Annotated in this window: 11 protein-coding genes and 18 pseudogenes; 2 read left to right on the top strand and 27 right to left on the bottom strand. The window is 73.1% G+C overall.

Annotation, left to right across the window (positions count from 1 at the left end; genetic code table 11):
* The 27 genes and pseudogenes from UK94_RS70715 to UK94_RS70590 all read right to left on the bottom strand — a co-directional run.
* Window positions 1-1,262, bottom strand: a pseudogene (locus tag UK94_RS70715) (AMP-binding protein); the annotation flags it as partial.
* Window position 1,263: 1 nt separating this feature from the next.
* Window positions 1,264-1,616: pseudogene (locus UK94_RS70710) on the bottom strand (condensation domain-containing protein); the annotation flags it as partial.
* Between the two features lies 1 nt (window position 1,617).
* On the bottom strand, window positions 1,618-1,993 hold a 376-nt coding region (locus UK94_RS70705), incomplete at its 3' end, for a condensation domain-containing protein (RefSeq protein WP_268761723.1).
* Window positions 1,994-2,203: 210 nt separating this feature from the next.
* A pseudogene (locus UK94_RS70700) lies at window positions 2,204-3,203 on the bottom strand (acyltransferase domain-containing protein); the annotation flags it as partial.
* A 1-nt stretch (window position 3,204) separates the two neighbouring features.
* A pseudogene (locus tag UK94_RS70695) lies at window positions 3,205-3,745 on the bottom strand (acyltransferase domain-containing protein); the annotation flags it as partial.
* 1 nt (window position 3,746) lies between these two features.
* Window positions 3,747-3,943 (bottom strand): annotated as a pseudogene (locus UK94_RS70690) (hypothetical protein); the annotation flags it as partial.
* 1 nt (window position 3,944) lies between these two features.
* A partial coding sequence (locus tag UK94_RS70685; protein ID WP_313949618.1) for a ketoacyl-synthetase C-terminal extension domain-containing protein occupies window positions 3,945-4,111 on the bottom strand: 167 nt, incomplete at its 3' end.
* 30 nt (window positions 4,112-4,141) lie between these two features.
* Window positions 4,142-4,792: pseudogene (locus UK94_RS70680) on the bottom strand (polyketide synthase); the annotation flags it as partial.
* A gap of 1 nt (window position 4,793) precedes the next feature.
* Window positions 4,794-5,040 (bottom strand): annotated as a pseudogene (locus UK94_RS70675) (beta-ketoacyl synthase N-terminal-like domain-containing protein); the annotation flags it as partial.
* A gap of 1 nt (window position 5,041) precedes the next feature.
* Window positions 5,042-5,227: beta-ketoacyl synthase N-terminal-like domain-containing protein (locus tag UK94_RS70670; protein WP_268761729.1), on the bottom strand; the 186-nt coding region annotated here is incomplete at its 3' end.
* A gap of 136 nt (window positions 5,228-5,363) precedes the next feature.
* Window positions 5,364-8,913: pseudogene (locus UK94_RS70665) on the bottom strand (SDR family NAD(P)-dependent oxidoreductase); the annotation flags it as partial.
* Window position 8,914: 1 nt separating this feature from the next.
* Window positions 8,915-9,398 (bottom strand): polyketide synthase dehydratase domain-containing protein (locus UK94_RS70660; protein WP_268761728.1); only part of this gene is annotated, 484 nt, incomplete at its 3' end.
* A gap of 35 nt (window positions 9,399-9,433) precedes the next feature.
* Window positions 9,434-10,681: pseudogene (locus UK94_RS70655) on the bottom strand (acyltransferase domain-containing protein); the annotation flags it as partial.
* A gap of 1 nt (window position 10,682) precedes the next feature.
* Window positions 10,683-11,071 (bottom strand): annotated as a pseudogene (locus UK94_RS70650) (ketoacyl-synthetase C-terminal extension domain-containing protein); the annotation flags it as partial.
* A gap of 1 nt (window position 11,072) precedes the next feature.
* A pseudogene (locus UK94_RS70645) lies at window positions 11,073-11,643 on the bottom strand (polyketide synthase); the annotation flags it as partial.
* A 1-nt stretch (window position 11,644) separates the two neighbouring features.
* A partial coding sequence (locus UK94_RS70640; protein WP_268761727.1) for a polyketide synthase occupies window positions 11,645-12,002 on the bottom strand: 358 nt, incomplete at its 3' end.
* 21 nt (window positions 12,003-12,023) lie between these two features.
* On the bottom strand, window positions 12,024-12,119 hold a 96-nt coding region (locus UK94_RS70635), incomplete at its 3' end, for a polyketide synthase docking domain-containing protein (RefSeq protein ID WP_235490669.1).
* Between the two features lie 193 nt (window positions 12,120-12,312).
* The coding region (locus UK94_RS70630) for a beta-ketoacyl reductase (RefSeq protein ID WP_268761726.1) at window positions 12,313-13,463 on the bottom strand (1,151 nt) is incomplete at its 3' end.
* A 638-nt stretch (window positions 13,464-14,101) separates the two neighbouring features.
* Window positions 14,102-14,923, bottom strand: a pseudogene (locus tag UK94_RS70625) (polyketide synthase dehydratase domain-containing protein); the annotation flags it as partial.
* Window position 14,924: 1 nt separating this feature from the next.
* On the bottom strand, window positions 14,925-15,074 hold a 150-nt coding region (locus UK94_RS75480), incomplete at its 3' end, for a hypothetical protein (RefSeq protein WP_268761725.1).
* A gap of 29 nt (window positions 15,075-15,103) precedes the next feature.
* A pseudogene (locus tag UK94_RS70620) lies at window positions 15,104-17,145 on the bottom strand (type I polyketide synthase); the annotation flags it as partial.
* 40 nt (window positions 17,146-17,185) lie between these two features.
* The coding region (locus tag UK94_RS70610; RefSeq protein WP_235490653.1) for a beta-ketoacyl synthase N-terminal-like domain-containing protein at window positions 17,186-17,795 on the bottom strand (610 nt) is incomplete at its 3' end.
* Window positions 17,796-17,890: 95 nt separating this feature from the next.
* Window positions 17,891-18,703 (bottom strand): annotated as a pseudogene (locus tag UK94_RS70605) (phosphopantetheine-binding protein); the annotation flags it as partial.
* Window position 18,704: 1 nt separating this feature from the next.
* Window positions 18,705-20,141: pseudogene (locus UK94_RS70600) on the bottom strand (type I polyketide synthase); the annotation flags it as partial.
* 1 nt (window position 20,142) lies between these two features.
* Window positions 20,143-21,033: pseudogene (locus tag UK94_RS70595) on the bottom strand (polyketide synthase); the annotation flags it as partial.
* A 1-nt stretch (window position 21,034) separates the two neighbouring features.
* On the bottom strand, window positions 21,035-21,094 hold a 60-nt coding region (locus UK94_RS75475; RefSeq protein ID WP_268761724.1), incomplete at its 3' end, for a hypothetical protein.
* A gap of 1,596 nt (window positions 21,095-22,690) precedes the next feature.
* Window positions 22,691-23,140, bottom strand: a pseudogene (locus UK94_RS70590) (hypothetical protein); the annotation flags it as partial.
* A 1,668-nt stretch (window positions 23,141-24,808) separates the two neighbouring features.
* Here UK94_RS70590 and UK94_RS70585 point away from each other — a divergent pair.
* Both UK94_RS70585 and UK94_RS70580 read left to right on the top strand, forming a co-directional pair.
* Window positions 24,809-25,045, top strand: a pseudogene (locus UK94_RS70585) (phytanoyl-CoA dioxygenase family protein); the annotation flags it as partial.
* 1 nt (window position 25,046) lies between these two features.
* A partial coding sequence (locus UK94_RS70580; protein WP_235490665.1) for a phytanoyl-CoA dioxygenase family protein occupies window positions 25,047-25,182 on the top strand: 136 nt, incomplete at both ends.

The following is a 25,182-nucleotide window of genomic DNA, read 5'->3' as shown; positions in this document are numbered from 1 at the left end:
CGTCCGTGCCGCTGCCATGCAGCACGGTCACCAGGGCGTCCGGCCACGACCGGACCGGCGTGCCGTCGCCGCCCCGCTCCAGATCGTCGCGCCCGCCGCGGCTGTCGTCGCCGGCGCCACCACCGCGAAGGTCGTCCAGCGAGACCGCCGGCACGTCCAGGACGGCGCGCGGCGCGTCGGCCGTCCCCGCGTCAGCGATCAGCAGACCCACCGGGACTCCGCCGGCCACCGACCTGATCCGCGCCGCGCTGGCGGTCGGGTCGATCGCCAGGTACGCACCGCCCGCCTTCACCACGGCGAGCAGGGCGACGACCAGGTCCGCCGACCGGGGCATCGCCACCGCCACGGTCGTCTCGGGCTCGACCCGCCGACGTCGCAAGGCCGCGGCGACACGGCTGGAGGACTCGTCCAGTTCCCGGTAGGTGACGCTGCGGTCCGCGGACACCACCGCGACGGCGTCCGGCGTCCGCTCGACCTGCCGGGCGAACAGGTCCACCACCGTCGGCGCCCGCCGCGGTGCTGCCGGCGCCGTGGCCGGCGTGCCCGACGCCGTCGGCTGCTGCCGGTGCCCGGCGACGGAGGCCGGGGGGGATCCGGACGCGGGCTCGCCGACCGGATCGAGGACGCCGACCGGGTTGAGCGTGCCGATCGGCTGCTCCGCGTCGGCGGCCAGGACGGCGCGCAGGTACCCGAGCAGCTCCGCGCCCATGAAGCCGAGCTCCCCGGCGCTGTACAGGCTCGCCGGCGCGTCCAGCCGCAGGAGCAGGTCGCCGTCGGCACTGCCGTCGGAGTAGATGCCGATCGACAGCTCGCCGAAGGCGCCGGTCGTCACCCCGACGTAGCGCGCCGGGCTGTCACCGAACCGGGGTTGTTCCACGAATTCGACGACGTTGAGGACGGCGCCGAAACTGCCGCGGTCGGTCGGACCGCGTCCGCCCGCACGCTGGATCTCCGAGTAGTGGCAGGCGGTGTGCCCGGAGATCTCGTAGGTCTCGTCGACCATCGCGTCGGCGACCTGCGCGAACGTGGCGTCGAGCGACACCCGCGCGCGCAACGGCACGACGTTGACCGCCAGGGCGGGAGTCGTGCCCATGGCGCCGGTCCGGTTGCCCACGGCCAGCGAGAAGTGGAACTCGGGCTGGTCGAGCCGGTGCCGGAAGTACACCGCCGCGGCCGCGGCCAGCAGCGACGACATCCACACGCCCAGGGATCTCGCCGTCGCGGCCCACTCGTCGGCCTCGGCCCGCGCGACGCTCAGCGTCNGGCTCACCATGCCGATGGACTCGGCCACGGGCGACCAGCGGTCGGCCTCGCTCATCGGCTCGGACATCGCGTGGCGCATCGGCTCGGACAGGGCGACGCGCGGCACCCTGGCGACCGGCACCGGGGCGGCCAGGTACTCACGCCAGAAGTCGGTGTCCTCGCGGAACGCCGGCGAGGCCCGGTAGGCCGCCTCCTCGGCCGCCAGCGTCTCGACGTCCCACCGGCGCGGCAGTTCGGGGACCCGCGTGCCGCGCACCAGCGCCGTGTACACCTCGGCGAGGCGGCGCGAGAACAGGCCCCCCGCGCCGTACCCGTCGGACACGAGATGGTGATAGGCGATCACCACCAGCGAGNGGGCTGGCGCCAGTCGGATCACGCCCAGCCGGACCAGCAGATCCCGCTCCAGATCGAAGGGCCGCCCCACCACGTCGGCCAGGGCCGCTCGGGCGGCGTCCGGCGGATCGGGCTCGGTGCTCAGATCCAGGAAGAACGATTGCCAGTCTCCGAGCTCCCGGGCCACCTGCCGCAGCCCGTCGCCGCCGTCGTCGACGAAGGTGACCCGCAGCACCTCCGCCTCGTCCAGCACGTGGCGGAACGCGGATGCCATGGCCGCCGCGTCCAGTTCGCCGTCCACATCCCACATGAACAGCGCGTGGTTCAGCGTTTCGGGGGCCATGTTCTCGGCCAGCCACAGTCCCTTCTGGGCGGCGGTCGCGTCGAAGCTTCGCATACAGATCATCTCCTAGAGAAGAAATCCTGGGGGCCGACTTCACGGCAGGCTTCCGCCGCCTTTCCGAACTGGGAACGAAGGTGCGAACGGACGAAGGAGGAAGGCGATGAAGGAACGACGGGACGAGGGATCAGGATCTCGGTGGACGAACGGACCGGCATGAACGTGGTTCTCGACCAGCGCGCGCTGGCGCCGCGGGACGCGGTGCGGTCACCCCCTGCCGCGGTCGGCGATCGAGGACATGATGTGGCCGGCGATCAGGTTCGGCGTCGGGTGGCGCAGCGCCAGGTTCGCGCGCAGGCGCAGCCCGGTCGACGCCGCCAGCCGCTTGCTCAGCTCCACCGAGAGCAGGGAGTCGAACCCGAGATCCCGGAAGTCCTGGTCCGGTCCGACCACCTCCCCGCTCGGCTGCCCCCGGACGACGGCGATCGTGTGCAGCACATGCTCCAGCACGACCTGCGACGCCTCGCCCGCCGAGAGCGAGACGAGCCGCTCCGGGAAGGAAACGAGCCGCTCCTCGTCGGTGGACGGCGAGGTCACGGGCGAGACCACCGGTGCGGGTGCGGACGAGGAGTCCAGCCAGTACCGCTGCTGCTGGAACGCGTACGTCGGAAGATCCACCCGCCGGCGCGTCCCGAACAGCGCCCTCCAGTCGACGCTCGTGCCGCGGACGTACAGCTGGGCCAGCGAGCCCAGCAGCGTCTCCGCCGCGTCGCGGTCCCGCCGGGACGACGCCAGTACCACCGCGTCGTCGCGTTCCTCGATCATCTCCTGGACCGGGACGGCCAGGACGGGGTGGGGACTCACCTCGAGGAAGACCCGGAAGCCATCCTCGATCAGGCGCCCGACCGATGCGGAGAAGAGCACTTTCTCCCGCAGGTTGTCATACCAGTAGGCACCATCCATCTCGGCCGTGTCAATGACTTCTCCCCGCAGGGTCGAATAAAGCGGAACCGTCGACGTCTCGGGCCGAAGACCTGCCAGCGCCTCGAGCACCTCGGCACGCACGTCGGCCACCATCGGCGAATGGGATGCGTAGTCGACGGCTATTTGCCGCGCCCCGATCCTGTCGGCCTTCACCTTCTCCAGAAACTCGGTGAGCGCGTCGGACTCGCCGGACACCACCACGGAACGGGGCCCGTTGACGACGCCGACACCCAGCTGGGCCTGCCATTGCCGCAGCCGCTGCGCCACGAGGTCCGCCGGCAGCNCGACCGAGGCCATCCCGCCGCGTCCGACCAGGCCCACCAGCGCCCTGCTGCGCAGCACCACGACCTTCATGGCGTCGCGCAGCGACAGCGCGCCACACACGTAGGCGGCGGCGATCTCGCCCTGGCTGTGGCCGACCACCGCGGCCGGTCTCACCCCCCACGATCGCCACAGGTCGGCCAGGGACACCATCACCGCGAACAGCGCCGGCTGCACCACGTCCACGCGGTCCAGGCCGGGTGCTCCCGCCACCCCGCGCAGCACGTCGTGCAGCGACCAGTCGACCCGTTCCGCCAGCGCGGCCGCGCACGCGTCGAAGGTCCGCGCGAACGCGGGAAAGCTGTCGTACAGCTCGCGTCCCATCCCGGCCCACTGCGAGCCCTGGCCCGGGAAGACGAACACCACCCCGTTGTTCTCCATGGCGACACCACGCACGACCCGCGCCGACTCCGCGCCGTCACGCAGCGAGGTGAGGGCGTCCCGCAGCTCGCCACGATCACGCCCGAGCACCACCGCGCGGTGCTCGAAGGCCGACCGGAGCGANGCCAACGACCACCCGACGTCAGCGACGTCGTCCTCCAGGTCGGTGGCGACGTCGCGCAGCCTGTCCGCCTGCCGGGCGAGGGCCGACGCGCCCCGACCGGACAGCACCCACGGCACCCATCCGCCGAGCGCCGCGACGTCCGCGCCGTCCGCCCCACCTGGATCTGCCGTGGCGGCGATCTCGGCGCCGCGGTCCGGNGGCGGTTCCTCCTCCAGGATCACGTGGGCGTTGGTTCCGCTGACCCCGAACGACGACACCGCGGCGCGCCGCGGATCGTCGCCGCGGGCCCACTCGCGGCCCTGGACCAGCAGCTCGACGGCCCCGGTGGACCAGTCGACGAACCGGGAGGGCTCCTGGACATGCAGGGTCCGCGGCAGGTNCCCGTGCCGCATGGNCATCACCGTCTTGATCACCCCGGCGACCCCGGCGGCGGCCTGGGCATGGCCCATGTTCGACTTCATGGACCCCAGCCACAGCGGCCGGCGCGAGTGCCGGTCGGACGTGCGGCTCTGACCGTAGGTCGCCAGCAGCGCCGCCGCCTCGATAGGGTCGCCCAACGAGGTGCCGGTGCCGTGCGCCTCCACCATGTCCACCGTCGCCGCCGCGACCCCGGCGTCCGCCAGTGCCTGGCGGATCACCTTCTCCTGGGCCAGGCCGTTCGGGGCGCTCAGGCCGTTGCTGGCCCCGTCGGAGTTCACCGCCGAGCCGCGGACGACCGCCAGCACGGGATGGCCGGCCCGGCGCGCGTCGGACAGCCGTTCCAGCAGCAGGACACCCGCTCCCTCGGCCCACCCGGTCCCGTCCGCGCCCTGCGCGAAGGACCGGCACCGGCCGTCCGGGGACAGGGCGCGCTGGCGGGAGAACTCCACGAAGATCGCCGGGGTCGCCATGATGGACACACCCCCGGCCAGCGCGAGCGAGCACTCTCCCGCGCGCAGTGACCGCACGGCCAGGTGCAGCGCCACCAGCGACGACGAACACGCCGTGTCCACCGTCACCGCCGGCCCGGTCAGCCCCAGGTGGTACGCCACCCGACCGGAGGCGACNCTGGGCGCGCTGCCGCGCAGCAGGTAGCCCTCCAGTTCGTGCCCGTTCGCCGCCGCGAACCGGGCGCCGTACTCGGAGGAGCTGACCCCGGCGAAGACGCCGACCTCGGCTCCGCGCAGGTCCGCGGGGACGATACCGGCCCGTTCGAGGACCTCCCAGGAGGTCGCCAGCAGCAGCCGCTGCTGCGGATCGGTCGCCAGCGCCTCCCGCGGAGTGAGACCGAAGAAGTCGGAGTCGAAGTCGGCGANGTCGGACAGGAATCCGCCCTGACGCACGTACGAACCGCCGGGGGCGTCGGGATCCGGGTTGTAGACGTCCGGCCAGCCGCGGTCGGTCGGGAACTCGCCCACGACGTCGCGTCCGTCACGGACCATCTCCCACAGCTGCTCGGGGGAGGTGACGCCGCCCGGATAGCGGCAGGCCATGGCCACCACGGCGATCGGCTCGGTGCTCGCGGCGCGCAGGGCTTCGTTCTCCTGGCGCAGACGGTCCCGTTCCACCANCAGCGTGCGCAGCGCCCGCTCGACCCGCCGGGCGTCGTCCGTCGTCTGTTGCGTGGAGTCGCTCATGTCACGCGTTGCCTTCCTCTAGCACCAGGTCGACGAGAGCCGCCAGGGACATCGCCCCACGTCCCTCCGGGTCGGTGGACGCCTGCGTCGTCGGGTCGGCCGCGCCCGTCCGAACCGGGTCCGCGCATTCGAGAACCAGGTCCAGGACGCCGGCCTCGCGCAGCCGGTCGATCGGGACGGTGCGCAGCACCGCACGGATCTCCTCGTCCGCCGGCGAGGTCGGGCTCGGGTCCGCGGCCCGCTGCGCACCCGGATGGGCGCCCTGCGCGTCGCGCACCCTGCCGAGGACCTCCTCGCCCAGCTCACGCGGCGTCGGATAGTTGAAGACGAGGGTCGAGGGCAGGCGCAGGCCGGTCGTGGCGGACAGGCGGTTGCACAGTTCGATCGACGTCAGCGAGTCGAACCCGAGATCGGTGAACGCCTGGTCGGCGGCGACGGCCGTCCCGCCGGCATGTCCGAGGACGACGGCGACCTCCTCGCGGACCCAGTCCAGCACGGCGGCGCGGCCCTCGTCGTCCGGAAGCGTGCTCAACCTGGCCGTCAGGGCGAGCGCGGCGGGCGGCTGGCTCCTGCCGGTCCCGGCGGTGCGGGCACGCGACGGCCGGCCGGCTTCGACGAGGTGTCGCAGCAGCGCCGGCACCTCACCGTCGGGCCGTTCGCGCAGCGCCGCGACGTCCAGCCGGGCCGGGATGAGGACCGGGTTGTCGTGGGTGCTGGCGGCGTCGAACAACGCCAGTGCCTGCGCCGTCGGCATCGCGGCGACACCCAGACGCTGGATGCGGGCGAAGTCGGCCTGGCCCAGTCCCCCGGTCATGCCGCTGCGCTGCTCCCACCAGCCCCAGCACAACGAGACTGCGACGAGTCCTGCGGCCCGGCGTCGCGCGGCCAGGCCGTCCAGGAACCCGTTCGCCGCCGCGTAGTTGGCCTGCCCGGCGACGCCGAGCGTGCCCGCCAGCGCGGAGAACAGGACGAACGCCGACAGGGGACGCCCCTGGACCAGCTCGTGCAGAGTGACCGCCCCGCCGACCTTCGCCCGCAGCGCGCGTTCGAGGCCGCGGGCGGACAGCGACTCGACGGTGCCGTCCGCCAGTTCACCGGCCGCGTGCACGACCGCCGTCAGCGGGTAGCCGGGGGGCATGCCGGCGAGCACCGCCGCCATCTCGTCCCGGTCCGCCACGTCGCACCGCGCGACCTGGACGAGCGCCCCGGCGCCGCGCAGGTCCGCCACCAGCTCGGCCGCCCCGTCGGCCGCCATGCCGCGACGGCTCGCCAGCACCAGGCTGCGGACGCCGTGGTCGGCGACGAGGTGCCGCGCCAGCAGCGAGCCCACTCCGCCGGTGCCGCCGGTGACCAGGACCGTCCCGCCGCCGAAGCCGTCGCCCACCTCGAAGACGACCTTTCCGATGGTGCGGCCCTGGCTCATCTCGCGCATCGCCCGGCGGGCGTCGCGGATGTTCCAGACGGAGATCGGTCCCCGCTGCACCAGTCCGTCGGCGAACAGGTCCATGACGGCCCGGAACATCTTGTGGATCAGGTCCGGGCCGGCCTCGTAGAGGTCGAACGCCTGGTAGCCGACGCCGGGGTGATCGGCGGCCACCTGGTGGGGAGCACGGATGTCGGTCTTGCCCATCTCGAGGAAGCGCCCGCCACCCGGCAGCACGCGCAGCGACGCGTCGACGAAGCGGTGCGCGAGCGAGTTCAGGACGACGTCGACGCCGGCGCCGTCCGTGGCCGACAGGAACCGGTCCACGAAGGCCAGGTCCCGGGACGAGGCCAGGTGCTCGTCGTCCAGGCCGAGGGCACGCAGGGTGGGCCACTTGGCCGGGCTCGCAGTCGCGTAGATCTCGGCACGGACGTGTTTCGCCAGCGCTACCGCGGCCATCCCGACCCCGCCCGCCGCGGCGTGCACGAGAAGGCGCTGCCCCCGGGTGAGGTGGGTCAGCTCGAACAGCGCGTAGTAGGCGGTGAGGAAGGCACCCGGCACGGACGCCGCCTCGGCGTAGCTCCACCCCTCGGGGATCGGCATGAGCAGGCGGTGGTCCGCCACGGCGACCCGGCCGAACGCACCGGGGAAGATGCCCATCACCCGGTCGCCGGGCGCGAGGTCGCGGACGTCGTCCGCGACCTCCAGCACCGTACCGGCGCCCTCGCTGCCGAGCCCGGCGTCGAGGGCGGTCCTGTCGACCAGGCCCAGTGCGATCGTGACGTCGCGGAAGTTGAGCCCGGCGGTGTGCACGGCGAGACGCACCTGGCCGCTCGTCAGCGCGGCCTGCGCCTCGGGCGCGGGCACCCAGGTCAGGTTCTCCAGCGTCCCCCTGTCGGTGATGCCCAGTCGGCAGGCTCCGGCCGGCGGCGGCTCAAGCAGACCGGTGGGCGGCGCGGCCGACGTCAGGTGCGGGGCGAGGCAGCGCCCGTCCCGCACCGCCAGCTGGTCCTCACCGCGGGCCAGCACGTCCGGGAAACCTTCCCAGGACGCCGGCGCGTCGTCGATGTCCACCAGTCGGAACCGGCCGGGATGCTCCGTCTGGGCGGAACGCAGCAGACCCCACACGGACGCGCCGGGAAGGCTCTCCACACCGCGGGATCCGCCGGCGAGCTGGGCGAACCGGGTCAGGACCACAAGCGTGGACGCGGCGAGCGACTCCTCGGCGAGGAAGCGCTGGACCCAGCCGAGCACCTGGGTGCCCGCGGCCGTCACGGCGGCGAGGGGATCCGGGTCGCCGGCCAGGACTCCGTCCCGGCCGACCCGCGAGCCGACGTCCAGGCCGACGTCCAGGCCGACGTCCGGGGGGCCGCCGAGCTGGTCGTCCAGGCACAGGACGACGTGGCGGGGCACCACCGGCTGCGCGAGGAGGTCGTCGACCGACTCGTGGAACACAACCTGCGCGTCACCCGTCCCGACAAGCCGGGAGGCCAACCCGTGCCTCGCCCCGACGACAGCCCACCGCTCGCGGTCGGTCGCCGCCGGCTCGGCCGGCTCCACCGGCCGCCACTGCAGGGCGAACAGCGCGCGGTCCTGCCCGCCGCGCACCGCACGGACCTGCTCGGCAACCGCCGGGCGAAAGGTCAGCGCCGCGACGTGCGCGACCGGGCGACCGTGCTCGTCTGCGATCACGACGGACACGGCCCCCTCCCCGAGCGGGCGAACGCGGACCCGCACGTGCGGGCCGCACGGTCCTGCCAGTTCCACCCCGGACCACTGGAACGGCATGGATCCCCGTTCCTCGCCCACCTCGACGACCCCGCCGGCCACCACCGTCTGCAGTGCCGCGTCGATGAGTGCCGGATGCAGCACGAACCCGTGGCCGTCCGGGCCGCCCGTCGACCCACCGGCGGCGACGCCGGTGGCCGCGCCGTCGGCGTCCGCCGGCAGCGTGGCCGTCGCGAACAGGTCGTCGTCGCGCCGCCACACCTCCCGTAGTCCGCGGAACGCCGGACCGTAGTCGAAGCCCGCGGCCGCGAAGCTGTCGTGCAGTCCGTCGATGTCGAGCGGCCGCGCGCCGACCGGTGGCCACACGGCCAGGGCTCGCGCGTCCCGCGTCCACTCGGTGNCCGGCGGCGCGGCCGGTGCCAGGTTCCCCGTCGCGTGCCGGGTCCAGCCGCCCTCCGTCCCGGCCTGCGTGCCGGCACGCGAGTACACCCGCACCTCGCGGCGTCCGTCCTCGTCCGCCGCACCGGCGACGACCCGCACCTGCACGTCTCCCGTGGCGGGAAGCAGCAACGGGACCTCCAGCAAAAGGTCCTCCACCGTCGCGCAGCCGACGAGGTCGCCCACCCACAGCGCCAGGTCCAGGTGGGCCGTCGCCGGAAGGACGACGGCGCCGAACACGGCGTGATCGGCCAGCCAGCCGTGGGTGCGCAGGGACCACCGGTCGGTGCACACCACCTCACCGGTGCCGGGGTGTTCCACCACCGCTCCCAGGAGCGGGTGCCGGGCCGCGTCGAGCCCCGCGTCGGTGACGTCGGCCGTGCCCGCGCCGGCCTGGAAGTCCAGCCAGTACCGCCGCCGCTGGAACGCGTACGTCGGGAGGTCCACCTGGCAGCGCGACCCGAACCAGGCCGCCCAGTCCNCCACCCCGCCCCGGACATGCAGCTCGGCCAGCGCGCCGACGAGCGCCGCCACCGCGCCGCGGTCCCGCCGCGACGTGGACAGGACCACCGCGCCGTCCACGCCGGCGCTGGTGCAGGCCTCCCGGACGATGCCCGCGACCGTCGAACCGGGGCCGACGTCGACGAAGACGTCTGCTCCGGCCGTGCGGGCGCGTTCGACCGCGTCGAAGAAGCGCACGGGTTCCCGCACGTGGCGCACCCAGTGCTCGGGGGACGTCAGCTCCTGCGCCGTGATCTCGCGGCCCGTGCGGGATGAGACGACCGGGATCGAGAGGCTGCCCGGGCGCAGCGTGCCGATCGACGCCTCGAACGTGGCCATGATCGGTTCCATGAGCGGCGAGTGGAACGCATGGTCGACGCCGAGCAGCGTCGCCGACGTGCCGCCGGCGACGAGCCGCTCCCGCAGCTCGACGACCTCGGCGCGGCTGCCCGAGAGCACCACGGACTCCGGACCGTTCACGGCGGCGATGCCCACCCGGCAGTACCCGTCGAGCAGGGCGCTCGCCGCGGCCTCGGAGAGACGCACCGCCACCATCGCGCCCTGCTCGTCGAGCGTCTGCATGATCCGGCCGCGGGCGGCCACGAGTCGCGCCGCGTCGTCGAGGTCCAGGGCTCCGGCCACGTGCGCGGCGGCGATCTCCCCGATCGAGTGGCCGACGAGCCGGTCCGGCGTCCCGAGGAAGGTCACCAGGAGCCGGTAGAGGCTGACCTGCAGCGCGAACAACGCCGGCTGCGCGAGGTCGGTCCGGCCGGCGAGCTCGGGCGCGCACTCGTCGGCGAGCAGCAGGGACCGCAGGTCGAAGGGCAGGTGCGAGTCGAAACGCGCGCACACCTCGTCGAGGGCGAAGGCGAAGACGTCGAACGTGTCGTACAGCGGCCGGGCCGCCCCGGCCCACCGTGTCCCCTGCCCCGGGAAAAGGAACACGGTGTCGCCGAGGCCGCCGGCGACACCGCGGACGGCCGTGGTGGACGGCGTGCCCTCGGCGAGGGACCGCAGGGCGTCGGCCAGCTCCTCGCGGTCACGTCCGAGCACCACCGCGCGGTGGTCGAGGCCTGCGCGGCCGGACACCAGCGACCATCCGACATCGGCGACGTCCAGGTCAGGCCGGGTCACGGCGAGGTCGCGCAGCTTGTCCGCCTGGGCCCGCAGCGCCTGCTCCGAGCGGGCCGACACCACCCAGGGCACCACCCCGCCGAGCGCCGGACCGGNCGCCGGCCGGGTGGCCGCGTCGGGCGCGGTGGGCGCGGTGGGCTCCGCGGGGGCCTGTTCCAGGATCACGTGCGCGTTGGTTCCGCTGATGCCGAAGGCGGAGACACCCGCCCGCCGGGGCCGCTCGTCGGTGCTCGGCCACGGCCTGGCCTCGGTCAGCAGCTCCACGGCACCGGCCGACCAGTCGACGTGGGTCGTCGGGCGATCCACGTGCAGGGTCGCGGGCATCGTCCCGTGCCGCATCGCCATGATCATCTTGATGATGCCGCCCACGCCGGCGGCGGCCTGCGCGTGACCGATGTTCGACTTCAGCGACCCCAGCCACAGCGGGTCGGCCGCGTCCCGGTCCTGCCCGTAGGTCGCCAGGATCGCCTGCGCCTCGATCGGGTNGCCGAGCGTCGTCCCGGTCCCGTGCGCCTCCACCACGTCGACGTCCGCGGCTCGCAACCGGGCGTTCGCCAGCGCCGCCCGGATCACCCGTTGCTGCGACGGACCGTTCGGTGCGGTCAGGCCGTTCGACGCCCCGTCCTGGTTGACCGCCGACCCGCGGATCACCGCCCAGACGCGGTGACCGTTGCGCTGCGCGTCGGACAGCCGCTCCAGGACCAGAACCCCGACGCCCTCCGAGAACCCGGCGCCGTCCGCGGCGTCGGCGAAGGCCTTGCACCGGCCGTCCACCGCCAGTCCCCGGTGACGCGAGAGTTCCCGGAACACCTGGGGGGTGCCCACGACCGTGACACCCCCGGCCAGAGCGAGCGTGCACTCGCCCTGACGCAGCGACTGCACCGCCTGGTGCACCGCCACCAGCGACGAGGAGCAGGCCGTGTCGGTCGACACCGCCGGTCCCTCCAGGCCGAGCGCGTACGAGATGCGACCCGACGCCACGCTCAGCAGCGAACCGGTCTGCCCGTAGCCCGAGATGATCTCAGGCGTGAAGAAGTGGTTTCCATAGCCGAAGTACNCCAGCCCGGCGAAGACACCGGTGCTGCTTCCCCGCAGCGAGTGCGGGTCGATACCCGCGCGTTCCAGGGACTCCCACGAGGTCTCCAGCAGCAGCCGGTGCTGCGGGTCCGCGGCCAGCGCCTCGCGCGGGTTGATCCCGAAGAACTCCGCGTCGAAGTCACCGGCGTCGGGCAGGAACCCGCCGGAGCGGGTGTAGCAGGTGTTCGGCCGGTTCGGATCCGGGTCGTACATCCCCTCCAGGTCCCAGCCGCGGTCCTCGGGGAAGTCCCCCACCGCGTCCTCGCCGGCCGCCACCAGGTTCCACAGCGCCTCCGGTGAGTTCACCGCGCCGGGGAAGCGGCAGGCGACTCCCACCACCGCGGTGGGTTCGGCGGCGGNCCGCGTCAGCTCCCCCAGCCGTCGACGGGTCTCGACCAGCTCGATCGATGTTCGCCGGAGGTAGTCGAGAACCTCGCCGTTGTTGTCGTGTGTCATCGTTCTCCCCTAGCCGAGCTCGTGGTCGAGCAGCGCGAGCAGTTCATGGGCGGACGCCGAACTGATCCGGTCGACGACCCCGACCGGTGACGAGTCGGCGACCTTCGCGCGCAGCCGGCTCTGCAGCTCACCGAGCGCGGTGGTGATGGTGGTCCGGTCAGGTGGTGCGAGATCTTCGAAGACGCCCCACAGNCGGGCGCCGAGATGCTCGATCTCCCGGGCCAGGCTCTCGGCCGCGGTCTCCCGCTCGGAGCCCGGATGCAGGCCGACGTTGAGGAACTCGGCGACCGCGTTCGGGGTTGGATGATCGAAGGCAAGCGTGGCGGGCAGCGTCAGGCCGGTGATCGCCATCAGCCGGTTCCGCAGTTCCAGGGCCGTGAGTGAGTCGATCCCGAGCTCCTTGAAGGCCATGGTGGGGCCGATCCGCCCGGCGTCGGCGTGGCCGAGAACGAGCGCGGTCTGCTCCCGCACGGCATCGCGTAGCGGGGCTTCCGCGTCGGCCATCGGCAGCGCGCCCAGCCGCTGGGCCAGGCCGGCGTCGGCCGGTCCGCGCTCGCCAGGACCGCCGGTGCCGGTGCCAGCACCGGCACCGGGGCTGCCCAGCAGGTCGCGCAGCAGCGGCGGCCCGCCGCCGGTCCGCGCCGCATCCGACGGAGACAGGTGCAGCCGGGCGGGTACCAGAACCGGCTCGTCGAGGGCGAGCGCGGCGTCGAACAACGCGAGACCCTCGTGCGAGGCCATCGGCAGGACGCCCTGCCGTGCCAGGCGTTCGACGTCCACCTCGTCGAGTTCGGCGCTCATCTCGCTGCGCTGGGCCCAGAAACCCCAGCACAGCGAGCTGGCCGCCAGCCCCTCGGCCCGCCGGGCCTGGGCCAGCCCGTCGAGGAACGCGTTGGCGGCCGCGTAGTTGGCCTGTCCCGCCGTGCCGAGCACCCCCGCGATCGAGGAGAACAGCACGAACGCCGACAGGTCGAGATGCCGGGTCGCCTCGTGCAGGTGCCAGGCTCCATGCACCTTCGGCGCCAGCACCGCGTCCACCTGCTGCCCGGTCAGCGCCGCGACGACCCCGTCGCCCAGCACGCCCGCGCAGTGCACGACCGCTGTCCACGGAGACTCGGGCGGCGCCGCCGCGATCAGCTCGGCGACGGCCTGCCGACTCGTGACGTCGCACGCCACGATCTCGACGTGCGCCCCCGCCCCGACCAGCTCGTCGCGCAGGGCGCTCGCGCCGGGAGCCCGCTGCCCGCGCCGGCTGGTCAGCACCAGCCGGCGCACTCCGTGGCGCCGCACGAGGTGCCGCGCCAGCAGCGCGCCCAACCCACTGGTGCCACCGGTGATCAACACCGTCCCGGACGTGAGGTCGGGCCCGTCGACGGCCTGCTCGCCCGACCCGTCCCGGCTGCCACCGGGCTGGGTGCCGCGGTGCACCTGCGCCAGACGGGGGCGGCTCAGTGCGCCCGCGCGGATCCTGAGCTGGGGCTCTCCGGTGGCGGCCGCCGCCGGTAGGCACGCCCACGAGGCGGGCGAGTCGTCCGTGTCCACCAGCGCGAAACGCCCCGGGTTCTCGGTCTGCGCCGAGCGGACGAGCCCCCAGACCGCTGTCGCCGCCGGATCGACAGAGGACACCTGCTCGTCCTGGATGGCGGCGCGCGTCACGACGACCAGGCGCGCATCGGCGAACCGGTCGTCAGCGAGCCAGTCCTGCACCCACCGCAGCACCTGGTGAACGGCCCGCCCGACGGCCGCGGGCGTGTCGCCCGCGTCGTCGGCGCCGGCCACACCCGCCGCGCTCGCCAGGACGACGGGGGGCACCTCCCGGCCGGCCGCGGCGAGCTCCGCGAGGCTGGCGTAGGCCTGCGCGTCGCGGACCCCGCCAGGCGGCGGCCAGGCGGCGCCCGGCTGCGGCGCCCCCACTACCGCGTACCGGTTTCCCGCCGACGCGGACGCCGGCGGAACCGGAACCGGAAGCGGTGACCAGTCGNCCCGGAACAGGGAGTCCCGACGGTCGAAGCTCAACGCGGTCAGCTGGTCGCGATCCACCGGTTGCACGGTCAACGCGTCGACACCGCCCACGGCGGCGCCGTGCTCGTCCGCGAGGTCCACCGACAGCTGGTTGTCGCCGGCCTGCCCCGTGGGAGCGAGGCGCACGCGCAGGACCGTCGAACCGGCCGTGTCCGGACCACCCGCGTGCAGGCGAAGCCCCGCACAGCGCGCTGGTAGCCAGCCGTCGGCGGCGGACCCCTCGACGAGGCGTCCGAGGCCGGTCGCCAGCAGCGCCGCGTGCAGCAGCGCCGGATGGATCTGGAACCGACCCTGCCCGGTGGAGGGCGGCGGGGGCAGCTCCACCTCGGCGAACACGGTGTCCCCGCGCTGCCAGGCCCGCCGCACACCGCGTGCCCCGGCGTCCACGCCCGACGCGACCGACGTTGCGAACGCGTCGTCCACGGGCATCTCGACGGCACCGGCCGGAGGCCAGGAAGCGAGGTCGGCCGCACCGCGGTCCGGGCCGGTTCCGGGCCCGGGGGCGCCGAGGACCCCGACGGCGTTGCGGGTCCACACGGTCTCGCCCTCGGCCCGCGAGTGCACGCTGAACGCCCCCGCGTCGTCGACGACGACCCGCAGTTCCCGCTCGGCGGCGCGGGACAGCACGAGCGGAGCCTCCAGGGTGAGCTCGTCGACGACCTCGGCGCCCGCCCGACGTGCCGCCCAGAGCGCAAGCTCCATCACCACCGTCGCCGGCACCACCAGGGCGCCGTGGACAGGGTTGTCGGCGAGCCAGGCGTGCTGCTGCGGCGACAGGCGTCNGCTGCCCACCAGGGCGCCGCCCGCCGCGTCACCGGGCAGATCGATCACCGCGTCGAGCAGAGGATGGTCCGAGGTGTCGCGGGCGGTGGTCTCGGACGGGGTGGTCAGCCAGTAGCGCCGTCGTTGGAAGGCGTAGGTGGGCAGGTCCACCCATCCNCCGTCCCAGCCCGCGAAGGCCNCCTCCCACGCCACCGGAACCCCGGCGGCGAAGGCCTCGGCCGCCGACCGGTACAGCCGCGCCAGCCCACCCTCGCCCCGGCGTAGCGTGCCCACCACCAGACCCGCGGTCGCGGGCGAGGTGTCGAGGATCTCCTGGATGTTCAGCGCGAGCAGCGGGTGGGGGCTGATCTCGAGGACCGCGCTGCGTTCCCCGTCCAGCAGACGGGCCATGGTGGACTGGAAGCGCACCGGCTCGCGCAGGTTGCGAAACCAGTAGTCGGCGTCGAGTTCCCGGGTGTCGTGCGGTCCGCCGGTGACCGTCGAGTGGAAGGTCACCGACGTCGGCAGCGGGGTGATCCCGGCGAGCTCGGCACGGAGCTGGTCGGCGAACTGGTCCACCAGGGGCGAGTGTCCGGGGACGCTCGCCGGGATCCACCGCGCGCGCACGCCCTGCGCCTCGCAGAGCGCGACCAGCTCCCGCACCGCGCCGGCCTCGCCCGAGACCGTGGTGGAGTTCGGCCCGTTGACGGCGCCGATCACGATCCGGTCATCCCACCGGTCGAGCAGCTTCCGCACCCGCTGTTCGGGCAGCAGGATCCCCGCCATGCCACCGGCGCCGGCGACCTTCGCCAACATGCGGGAACGCAGCGCGACGATCCTGGTCGCGTCCGCGAGGCTCAGGGCGCCCGCGGCGTGGGCGGCGGCGATCTCGCCCTGGGAGTGACCGATCACCGCGTCGGGTTCCACGCCCAGCGACCGCCAGACGCGGTCCAGCGACACCATCACCGCGAACAGCGTCGGCTGGACGACGTCGACGCGGTCCAGGTCGGCGGCCTGCGGCCCACCGCACACGGTGTCGATCAACGACCAGTCGACCCAGGGCCCCAGCGCCTGCGCGCACGCGCGGATCTGCTCGGCGAACACCGGAGACGACGCGTAGAGCTCCGCGCCCATGCCCAGCCACTGCGATCCCTGACCGGGGAAGACGAACACCGTCCTGGCCGTCGGCGACGCGACCGCGGACGCCGCGGCGGTGGCGCCGTCCGGGCCGTGCTCGGCGAGGGCGGTGAGGCCGGCGAGCAGCTCCTCCCGGTTCGCGCCGATCACCACCTGGCGGTGGTCGAAGCGGGCTCTCGTCGTGGCCAGCGAGTACCCCACCGCCGCGACCGACAGCTGCGTTCCCGCGGCCACGCTGTCCCGCAGCCGCCGTGCCTGCGCGCGCATCGCCTGCTCCGAGCGCGCCGAGAGCACCCACGGCACCTGCGCGGGAGCGGCCACCGGGCCCGCCCCGGCCTCGACGCCCGCCGCGACGTGCTCGGGCTCGGGGGGCTGTTCGAGGATGAGGTGCGCGTTGGTGCCGCTGACGCCGAAGGACGACACTCCCGCCCGGCGGGGCCGTCCTGACTCGCCGGGCCACCTCCGCGCGTCGGTCAGCAGCTCCACCACGCCCGTCGACCAGTCCACGTGCGGGGTCGGACGGTCGACGTGCAGCGTCCTGGGCAGCACCTCGTGGCGCATCGCCATGATCATCTTGATCATTCCGCCGACGCCGGCGGCCGCCTGCGTGTGGCCGATGTTCGACTTCAGCGACCCCAGCCACAGCGGGCGGGCGCGGTCGTGGTCCTCCCCGTACGTGGCCAGCAGCGCCTCCGCCTCGATGGGGTCGCCCAGCACGGTGCCCGTCCCGTGCGCCTCCACCACGTCCACGTCCGCGCCGGACAGGCCCGCGTCGGCCAGCGCCGCGCGGATGACCCGCCGCTGCGCCAGTTCGCTGGGCGCGGTCAGCCCGTTGGAAGCCCCGTCCTGGTTGATCGCCGAACCCCGGATCACCGCCCAGACGTGACGACCGTGCCGCCGGGCGTCCGAGAGCCGTTCCAGCACCAGCACACCCGCGCCCTCACCCCAGCCCGTTCCGTCGGCGGCCTGCGCGAAGGACTTGCAACGCCCGTCGACCGACAGGCCACGCTGGCGGGCGAGTTCCACGAACATGCCGGGCGTCGGCAGCACCGACACCCCACCGGCCAGTGCCAGCCCGCACTCCCCCGCACGCAGGGACCGCACGNCCTGGTGCACGGCCACCAACGACGACGAGCACGCGGTGNCCACCGACACCGCGGGTCCCTCCAGGCCCAGGACGTAGGCCACCCGACCGGAGGCCACGCTCGTGAACGTTCCCGAGATCGCGAAACCCTCGACCTCGCCGGCCGCCCCGCCGCCCATCCGCGGGCCGTAGTCGACGGCGTAGATCCCGGTGAACACGCCGGTGTTCGAGCCCCGCAACGCGGCCGGGTCGATCCCCGCCCGCTCCAGCGCCTCCCACGACGTCTCCAGCATCAGCCGCTGCTGCGGATCCATGGCCAGCGCCTCACGCGGACTGATCCCGAAGAACTCCGCGTCGAACTCCGCGAGGTCGGCCAGGAATCCGCCGCAGCGGGTGTAGGTCCTGCCCAGGGCCTCGGGATCCGGGTCGTACACGGCGTCGACGTCCCAGCCACGGTCGAGTGGGAAGCCACCCATCGCGTCCACCCCGTCGGCCACCAGGCGCCACAGGTCCTCGGGCGAGGCCACCCCGCCCGGGAACCGGCAGCCCACCCCCACGACCGCGATCGGCTCGCGGGCGGCCTCCTCCAGTTCGTGTACCCGTCGGCGCAGCGCCTGCGCGTCGCCGACGGCACGGCGAAGATAGGACCGGATCTTGTCGACTTCCTCCACGTCGGTCTCCCTGACGGTCAGGACGAACAGATGACAGGAATTGAGGTGTCTGACGAAGAGGTGGCGCACCCGTCTTCACGCGCGCGGCACCGGCACTAGACGTATCCGCGGTCAATCAGTTCGTAGAGGTCACTGTCCCGGCACGCCTCCGAGACATCTCCCGCCTCCGTTTCCGGGATATCTCCCCGCGGCGTTTCCGGGAGGTCCGGCTCCGCGGGCTGGAGGAGGGCGTGAATGTGCCGGCCAAGCAGGTGCGGAGTGGGATGGGAGAACGCCGCGGTCGCGGACAGCCGGACCCCGGCCGCCGCGGTGAGCCGGTTACGCAGCCGCACCGCCATCGCGGAGTCGAACCCGAGATCCTTGAAGGTGTCCGTCGCCCTCGCCGCGAGCTCGGCGCCGGTCGGGCCCGCTCCCCGGCGGCCCAGTACCGCCGCCGTCTCCGCGCACACGAGCCTGAGCACCGCCGACTCGGAGTCGAGCCCCGCCGCCGCGGCGGAGCGCTCCGGCGTCGCCGGCCCGGACGGCGACGGGGACGCCGCCGCGCCCACGAACACGGCGACAGCTGCGGCGCTGCAAGGGGCGGCGCCGGCGTCCTCGCCCGCCGTGAGCCAGTGACGTCGTCGCTGGAACGGGTAGGTCGGCAGGTCGACGCGGCGCGGCCGATCCGCGGCGATCACCGCGTCCCAGTTCACCGGCACTCCCCGCACGTGCAGCTCGGCCAGCGACTCCAGGATCCGGCTCACCCCCGGGTCGTCCTTGTGCAGGGTGGCCACCACGGGTGGGGCGGCGACCAGCGCGTCCGCGGTCTCCGCCATCGCCACCGTCAGCAGGGGATGCGGGCCGACCTCGACGAACACGCCGCCGCGTTCACGCATCAGCCGCTCGATCACCGCACCGAACAGCACTGGNGAACGCAGGTTGTCGTACCAGTACGAGCCGTCGAGGGCTTGCGTGTCGAGCGGCCCGCCGGTCACCGTGGAGTGGAACTCCACGGCAGTGGCGCGGGGCACCAGAGTCGCGGTGTCCGCCAGCATCTGATCACGGACGCTGTCCACATGGTGGGAGTGCGACGCGTAGTCGATCCTGACCCGCCCCGCCCGCACGCCCTCGGCGGCGGCCAGGGCGGCGAACTCGTCCAACGCCGCGCCGTCCCCGGAGACCACCACCGACGACGGCCCGTTCACCGCGCCCACGCCGAGCCGACCGGGCCACCGCTCCAGCCGGCCGCGCACCCACTCCAGGGGCGCCGAGACCGCGCACATCCCGCCGCGCAGACCGGACAGCACGCGCAGCGCCTGACTGCGCAGCACGACGAGCCGGGCCGCGTCCGCCAGCGGGATCGCACCCGCGACGCACGCGGCCGCCATCTCACCCTGGGAGTGCCCCGCCACGACGTCGGGCACCACTCCCCAGGACTGCCACACCCGTGCCAGCGACACCATCAGCGCGAACAGCATCGGCTGGACGACGTCCACCCGGTCCAGCCACGGCGTGGAGTCCGCGCCGGTCACCACATCCACCAGCGACCAGTCGACCCAGGGCGCCAGTGCCTGCGCACAGTCGTCGATTCCCTGCGCGAAGACCTTCGACTCGGCGTACAGCCGCCGGCCCATGCCCTCCCACTGCGACCCCTGGCCGGGAAACACCAGGACGACCGGCCCCGCCGCGGCGTCGGCCACCCCGCGCACCACCCACGCCGAGTCCTCGCCCGCGGCCAGTCCGTCCAGGCCGGCCAGCAGCTGGGCTCGGTCGCCGCCGAGCACCACCGCCCGGTGCTCGAACAACGCGCGCGTCGACACCAGGGACGCGGCCACGTCGACGTCCGACAGGGACGAGTCCGCCGCCACGAAGGCGCGCAGCCGCGCCGCCTGCTCGCGCAGCGCCGGTTCCGACCGGGCCGAGAGCACCCAGGGCAGCACCCCGCCCCGCTGCACGCCGGCCGGACCGGCGACCGCGGCGCGCGCGTCCGGCACCTGCCCGCTGGGCCGCGGCCCGCCGGGCGTCGTCTCCGCCCCGCACGCCTCGTCGAGAACCACATGGGCGACCGTGCCGCCCATTCCGAACGCCGACACCCCTGCCCGTCTGGGCCGACCCGCCTCCTCCGGCCAGGGCCGCGCCGCGCACAGGACCTCGAAGTCCCGGTCGAAGTCCGCCACGTCCGGGTTCGGCGACCGGAAGTTCGGCGTCGGGACCAGGTGGGCGTGACGCAGGCAGAGCACCGCCTTGACGAAGCCCACGATGCCCGCGGCCGGCTCCAGGTGGCCGACGTTCGCCTTCGCCGACCCGATCACCAGCGGGCGCCCGCGGCCGGTCTGCCGAAACACCTCGCGCAGACCGGCAAGCTCCNCCGGATCTCCGCGTCGGGTGCCGGTGCCGTGTGCCTCGACGTAGTCGATGCCGTCGAACGCGACGTCCGCGCTGCGCAGGGCGGACAGCACGGCCGCCGCCTGACCCTGCGGGCTTGGATCCGGCATCCGCGCCGACGCGCCACCGTTGCCGACTCCCCAGCCGCGGACCGTGGCGTAGATGCGATCACCGTCGGCCAGCGCGAGGTCGAGCCGCTTCAGCAGCACGAAGACCCCGCCCTCACCCCGGACGTAGCCGCCGGCCCGCTCGTCGAAGGGGCTGCAGCGCCCCTCGGGCGACAGGACGCCCAGGTTCGCAATCCCCAGGCCCGCCTCCGGGTCGACGATCAGGTTCACACCGCCGACGAGCGCCGCGTCGGTCGCACCACCGCGGATCCGGTCGCAGGCCAACGCCAACGACACCAGCGACGAGGACTGACCCGAGTCCGCGCAGAGACTCAGGCCGCGCAGGTCCAGCAGGCCCGAGATACGGTTCGCGATCAGCGCGCCGCTGGAACCGATCGCGGCGTAGTGGTCGTCCCGGTCGCTGCCGGTCAGCCGGCGCAGGACGTCGTACCCGGAGGACGCGGCGCCGACCAGGACGTCGATCTCCCGGCCGGCGAGGTTGGGCGCCGCGATCCGGGCGTCCTCCACGGCCTCCCAGGCGAGCTCCAGTCCCAGTCGCTGCACGGGGTCCATCGCCGCCGCCTCCGCCGACCCGATCGAGAAGAACTCGGCGTCGAAGGTGTCGACGGAGTCGAGGAACGACCCCGAGGTGACGGTGACGGCATCCGGGTGCGACCCGGCCTGTGGGCCAGGGGCCCGGTGCTCGGGCAGACGCCCGATCGTCGACCCGCCGTCGACCAGCAGGCGCCAGAACTCGGCCGGATTACNCACACCGGGGAAACGGCAGGACATTCCGACAACCGCGATATCGGTGGCTGCGCCACTCATTCGAATTCCTCCCCGCTCCTTGACGGCGCTGCCCTCAGCACTGCGCTCATCGCCATCGGGTCAGCAGGGAGCGCAGTTCGTCGGGCGCATGAGTGAAATCGTGATGACCGCCGTCGACGATGCGGATGTCGACCGCATCCGAGTACTGGTGCCAGCTCTGGAGCTCGTCGAGGGTCACCTCCGGGTCATCCCGCCAGTGCAGGACGACGACGGGGCTGCGCACGGCGACCGGCCTGTCCCGCCGGTAGGCGCGTGCGGCCGCGAGATCCCCCAGGAGGACGGACAGGCCGACCTCGATCATGTCCGGCCGTGGCTCGATCCCCCGGCCGCGCACGAACTGCGCCAGCTCGGCGCGCAGCTCGTCGTCGGTCATGTCGAGCATCCGGTCGCGCGGGACCTCGTGNGGCGCCGCCTGGCCCGAGACGAACAGGCAGGCCGGTGTGGGCAGCCCCAGGTCGGCGAGGCGAAGCGCGGTCTCGTAGGCGACCACCGCTCCCGCACAGTGCCCGAAGAACGCGAACGGTCGGTCCAGCCGCTGTCGCAACGCCTTGACCAGGTCGGCGACCAGGTTCTCGTAGGTGCCGTAATGCGGTTCACCCAGTCGGTTCTCCCGGCCGGGAAACTGCAGCGGGCACACCTCAACCTGCGCCAGCGCGGCCGGCCAGGAACTGAACGCCGACGCACCGGTGCCGGAGTAGGGGAAGCAGAACAGTCGGGAGGCGTGCTCGGTGGACGGCCCACGGACGAACCACCGGGACGGGACGGACCTGGCGGACACTGCCGCGGTGCCGCCGGATGTCATGACGACCTCCGCTTCCGCGCGACGACGGGAAGGTGCGTCATCCCGGCGATGAAGTAGGACCGCAGGTGCTCGGGCGCGCCGCCGAGCTCGATCGACGCGCACCGGTCCAGCAGCTCGTCGAAGAAGATCTGCGCCGTCAGCCGTGCCAGCGGCGCACCGATGCAGTAGTGCGGCCCGACCCCGAAGGCGACATGACGGTTGGCGTCGCGGGTGAGGTCGAACTCGTGCGGGTCGGCGAACCGCGACTCGTCCCGGTTCGCCGACGCGATCCACGCGACGACCGCGTCACCCCTGCGGACCGTGCCGCCGCCGATCTCGGTGTCGCACGCCGCGTACCGCATGAAGTTGCATGCGGCCGAGGTCCATCGCAGGCCCTCCTCCACCAGCGAGGGCACCAGCGTCGGGTCGGCCTGCGCCTTGTCGAACTGCTCGGGCAGCTCGACGAGCGCGAGCACCGTGCCCGAGATGGTGTGGGGCGTCGTGACGTTGGCTCCCAGCAGCAGGCTGTAGCCGTCGTAGGCGATCTCCTCGTCCGTCAGCGGCGCGTCGCCCGCCCGCACGCTCATCAGATGGTCGAGCAGGCTGCCGTCCCGCTCCCCCGAAGAGCGCCGCCGCCGCACCCAGTCGGTGACGTAGGTGACGATCTCGTGGTGGGCGATGGCCAGCGTCGCGGCCCGGCCGCCGCACTGGAAGTGCGGATCCGAGGGAGCCGTCACCATCGCCGTCAACTGGACCAGCTCGTCCCAGTCCCGTTCCGGGATCCCCAGCAACGGGCCCGCGACGACCATCGGTANGCGCAGCGCGCGCTCCGCCAGGTCGTCGGTGCCGCCGTCGAGGAGAGGTTCGAGGAAACGCACGATCGCCTGCCGGATCTGGTTCTGCCGGCTGGCCACCGCCCGGGCCGTGAGCCGGGTGCCGATCGCCCGGCGCACCTGGGTGTGCCGCGGCGGGTCGGTGGAGGTCATCAGCTTGCCGGCGGTGAGGTCGTCCTCGCCGAGATGGGTGACGACGGTGCCGCGCTCGGAGGTGAATCGGCGGTGGTCGCCGAGCACCGCGCGGACATCGTCGTAGCGGGTCACCGACCAGAACGCCCGGCCGTCCGCCAGCACCTGGTGGTGCAGCGGCGCCTGGGCCCGCATCACCTCCCAGATCGCGTGCGGATCGCCCGAGGAGTAGAGGTCGAGGTCGAACAGGTCGAGCCGGTCGAGGTCGACGTCGCTGGCGGCGCCCGGGCTCAGCCGCATGGTTGCCTCCTCTCCTGCTCGATGAGCGCGGCGACCCGCGCGGGCGTCTGCGCCATGTAGAAGGCGCGCACGGACAGCTCCACGCCGAAGTCCACGGTCACCCGGTCGAGAATCCGGATTCCGATGAGCGAGTTTCCGCCCAGTGCGAAGAAATCATCGTCGGCCGTCACCTCACGACCGTCGAGATATTCCGACCACAGCGCCGAGACNTGCGCTGCCAGGGGCGTCATCCCGTCCGCGTGCGCGGTGTGCGTCATGACTTCATCACTCTTCCTGCCCGCTCCACGGGCCTGCGGCGACAGTTCCATCCTCAGTCATTCCTTCCTCCGCCGAAGGGGAGTCACCGCCCACCCTCTCGGCGGGCCACGCTCAGATCCTCGCCGCCATCACAGCCGGCGGGAACCGGGTTCTCCGGGTGTCCCGCCGGCGAGACACATCCCATTGCCACGGCCGGCACGTACATCATTCGAGCGCACTGCCAACCCATGAAGGAGGGCCGCGCGAGCACCGCCCCGTTCGACTCGTAGGGCGGGGTCGCCCGCCCTATGGTTGACCTATCTCGGAAGAAATCGAGCCGGCCAGCCGACCAGACGAAACGTCGGCCACCCCAAACCGGTCACCAGCGCCGGCTGCCGGCACCCCGGACGCGATCCCAGAATGACATCGAGGGAGATCCCTTGCTTAAGTCGCAACGCCTGGCGACCCTACCCATCGACTCGTACGACCTTGATTCCGAGCTGTCGATCGTCGATCAGCACAACTACCAGGGAGAATATGACGCGTTCACCTTCGGAACGTGGTCGGCCCATGCGCTGGCCAACGGCAGCGGGGCGGAGTACGACCTCAGCTTCCGCCCACACAGCGACCGGNTGACCCGCACGGAACTAGGCAGCCGGCTACCCGGGATCATGGCCCTGGTGACCGATCACTTTCCACTCGATCGGCTGCAGTGGGTCCGCATCTTCAGCCTTCNCGACGGCATCATCGCCCCGCATGTCGACTTTCTCGAGTTCGCCCGGCCGGGCACCAGGCTGNAGATTCCGCTGCGCACCACCGCCGAGTCCCTGCACTCCGAGAACGACGTCGTCTACCACCTGCGGCGCGGCGAGGTATGGCAGATCCACACGACCGATCCGCACTCGGCCCTCAGCGCCGCCGGCGCCCCGCGGCTCTCGCTGTGCCTCGACTTCGCGGGCTCCGACGAGCCCGTGAAGATCCGCGGCGACGTTCCCGCGACCGAGCCCATTCACATCGTGGACCGGCCAGCGCCCACCGAGACGGAGCTCGAAGAGCTTCTGACCTGCGGAAACGCCCTGGCAACGGGCTCCATGCGCCACGACTTCCGCCGGTTCGCCGCGCTGCACTTCGCCCGGCGCGCGCATGCCGCCGCGGCGTTCGACTGGTTCGAGCAGGCCGCCGCACGCACCGGCGACCCGGCCGCCGTCGCGAAGGCCCGGGCATTTCGCACCTACTGCATCGAGAAGCGGAGCTACGGCGAGGCGTTCGCCTGGTGAGCGGCGTGGCACCGCGACAGCCACGCAGGTCCAGACCGGAAACACGAACCAGAAACTCTTCACAGGGAGCTGACTCATGGACGCACTCGACGACGGCGTTCTGGAAAAGGCCGCGGTCCAGTACGCCGAACAAGGATTCGCCGTTNTCCGCAACGTGGTGCCACAGGATCTCCTGGGCGAGGTTGCCGACCACGTCGAATGGCTCTCCCGGCGCTATCCGGACCTGCGTCCCGAGCACTTCCACCACCCCCTCATCCGCAACGACGCCTTCTGGGCCCGCCTGGTCTCATACCCCCTCCTCGTGGACATCGCCGAGTACTTCCTCGGCCCCGACCTGGCGTGCTTCACCGCCCATTACATCTGCAAACCCCCGTACGACGGCCAGCCCGTGNTGTGGCACCAGGACGGGGCCTACTGGTCGCTGTCCCCGATGGAGGCCCTGACGGTCTGGCTGGCCGTCGACGAGAGCAACACGAAGAACGGCTGCCTCCGCATGATCCCCGGTAGCCACGTACTTCCCCTGCACAA

Origin of the sequence: Frankia sp. AvcI1, assembly GCF_001420875.1 — a bacterium.
Lineage (GTDB): Bacteria > Actinomycetota > Actinomycetes > Frankiales > Frankiaceae > Frankia > Frankia alni.
This window is presented reverse-complemented; position numbering and strand designations above follow the sequence as displayed.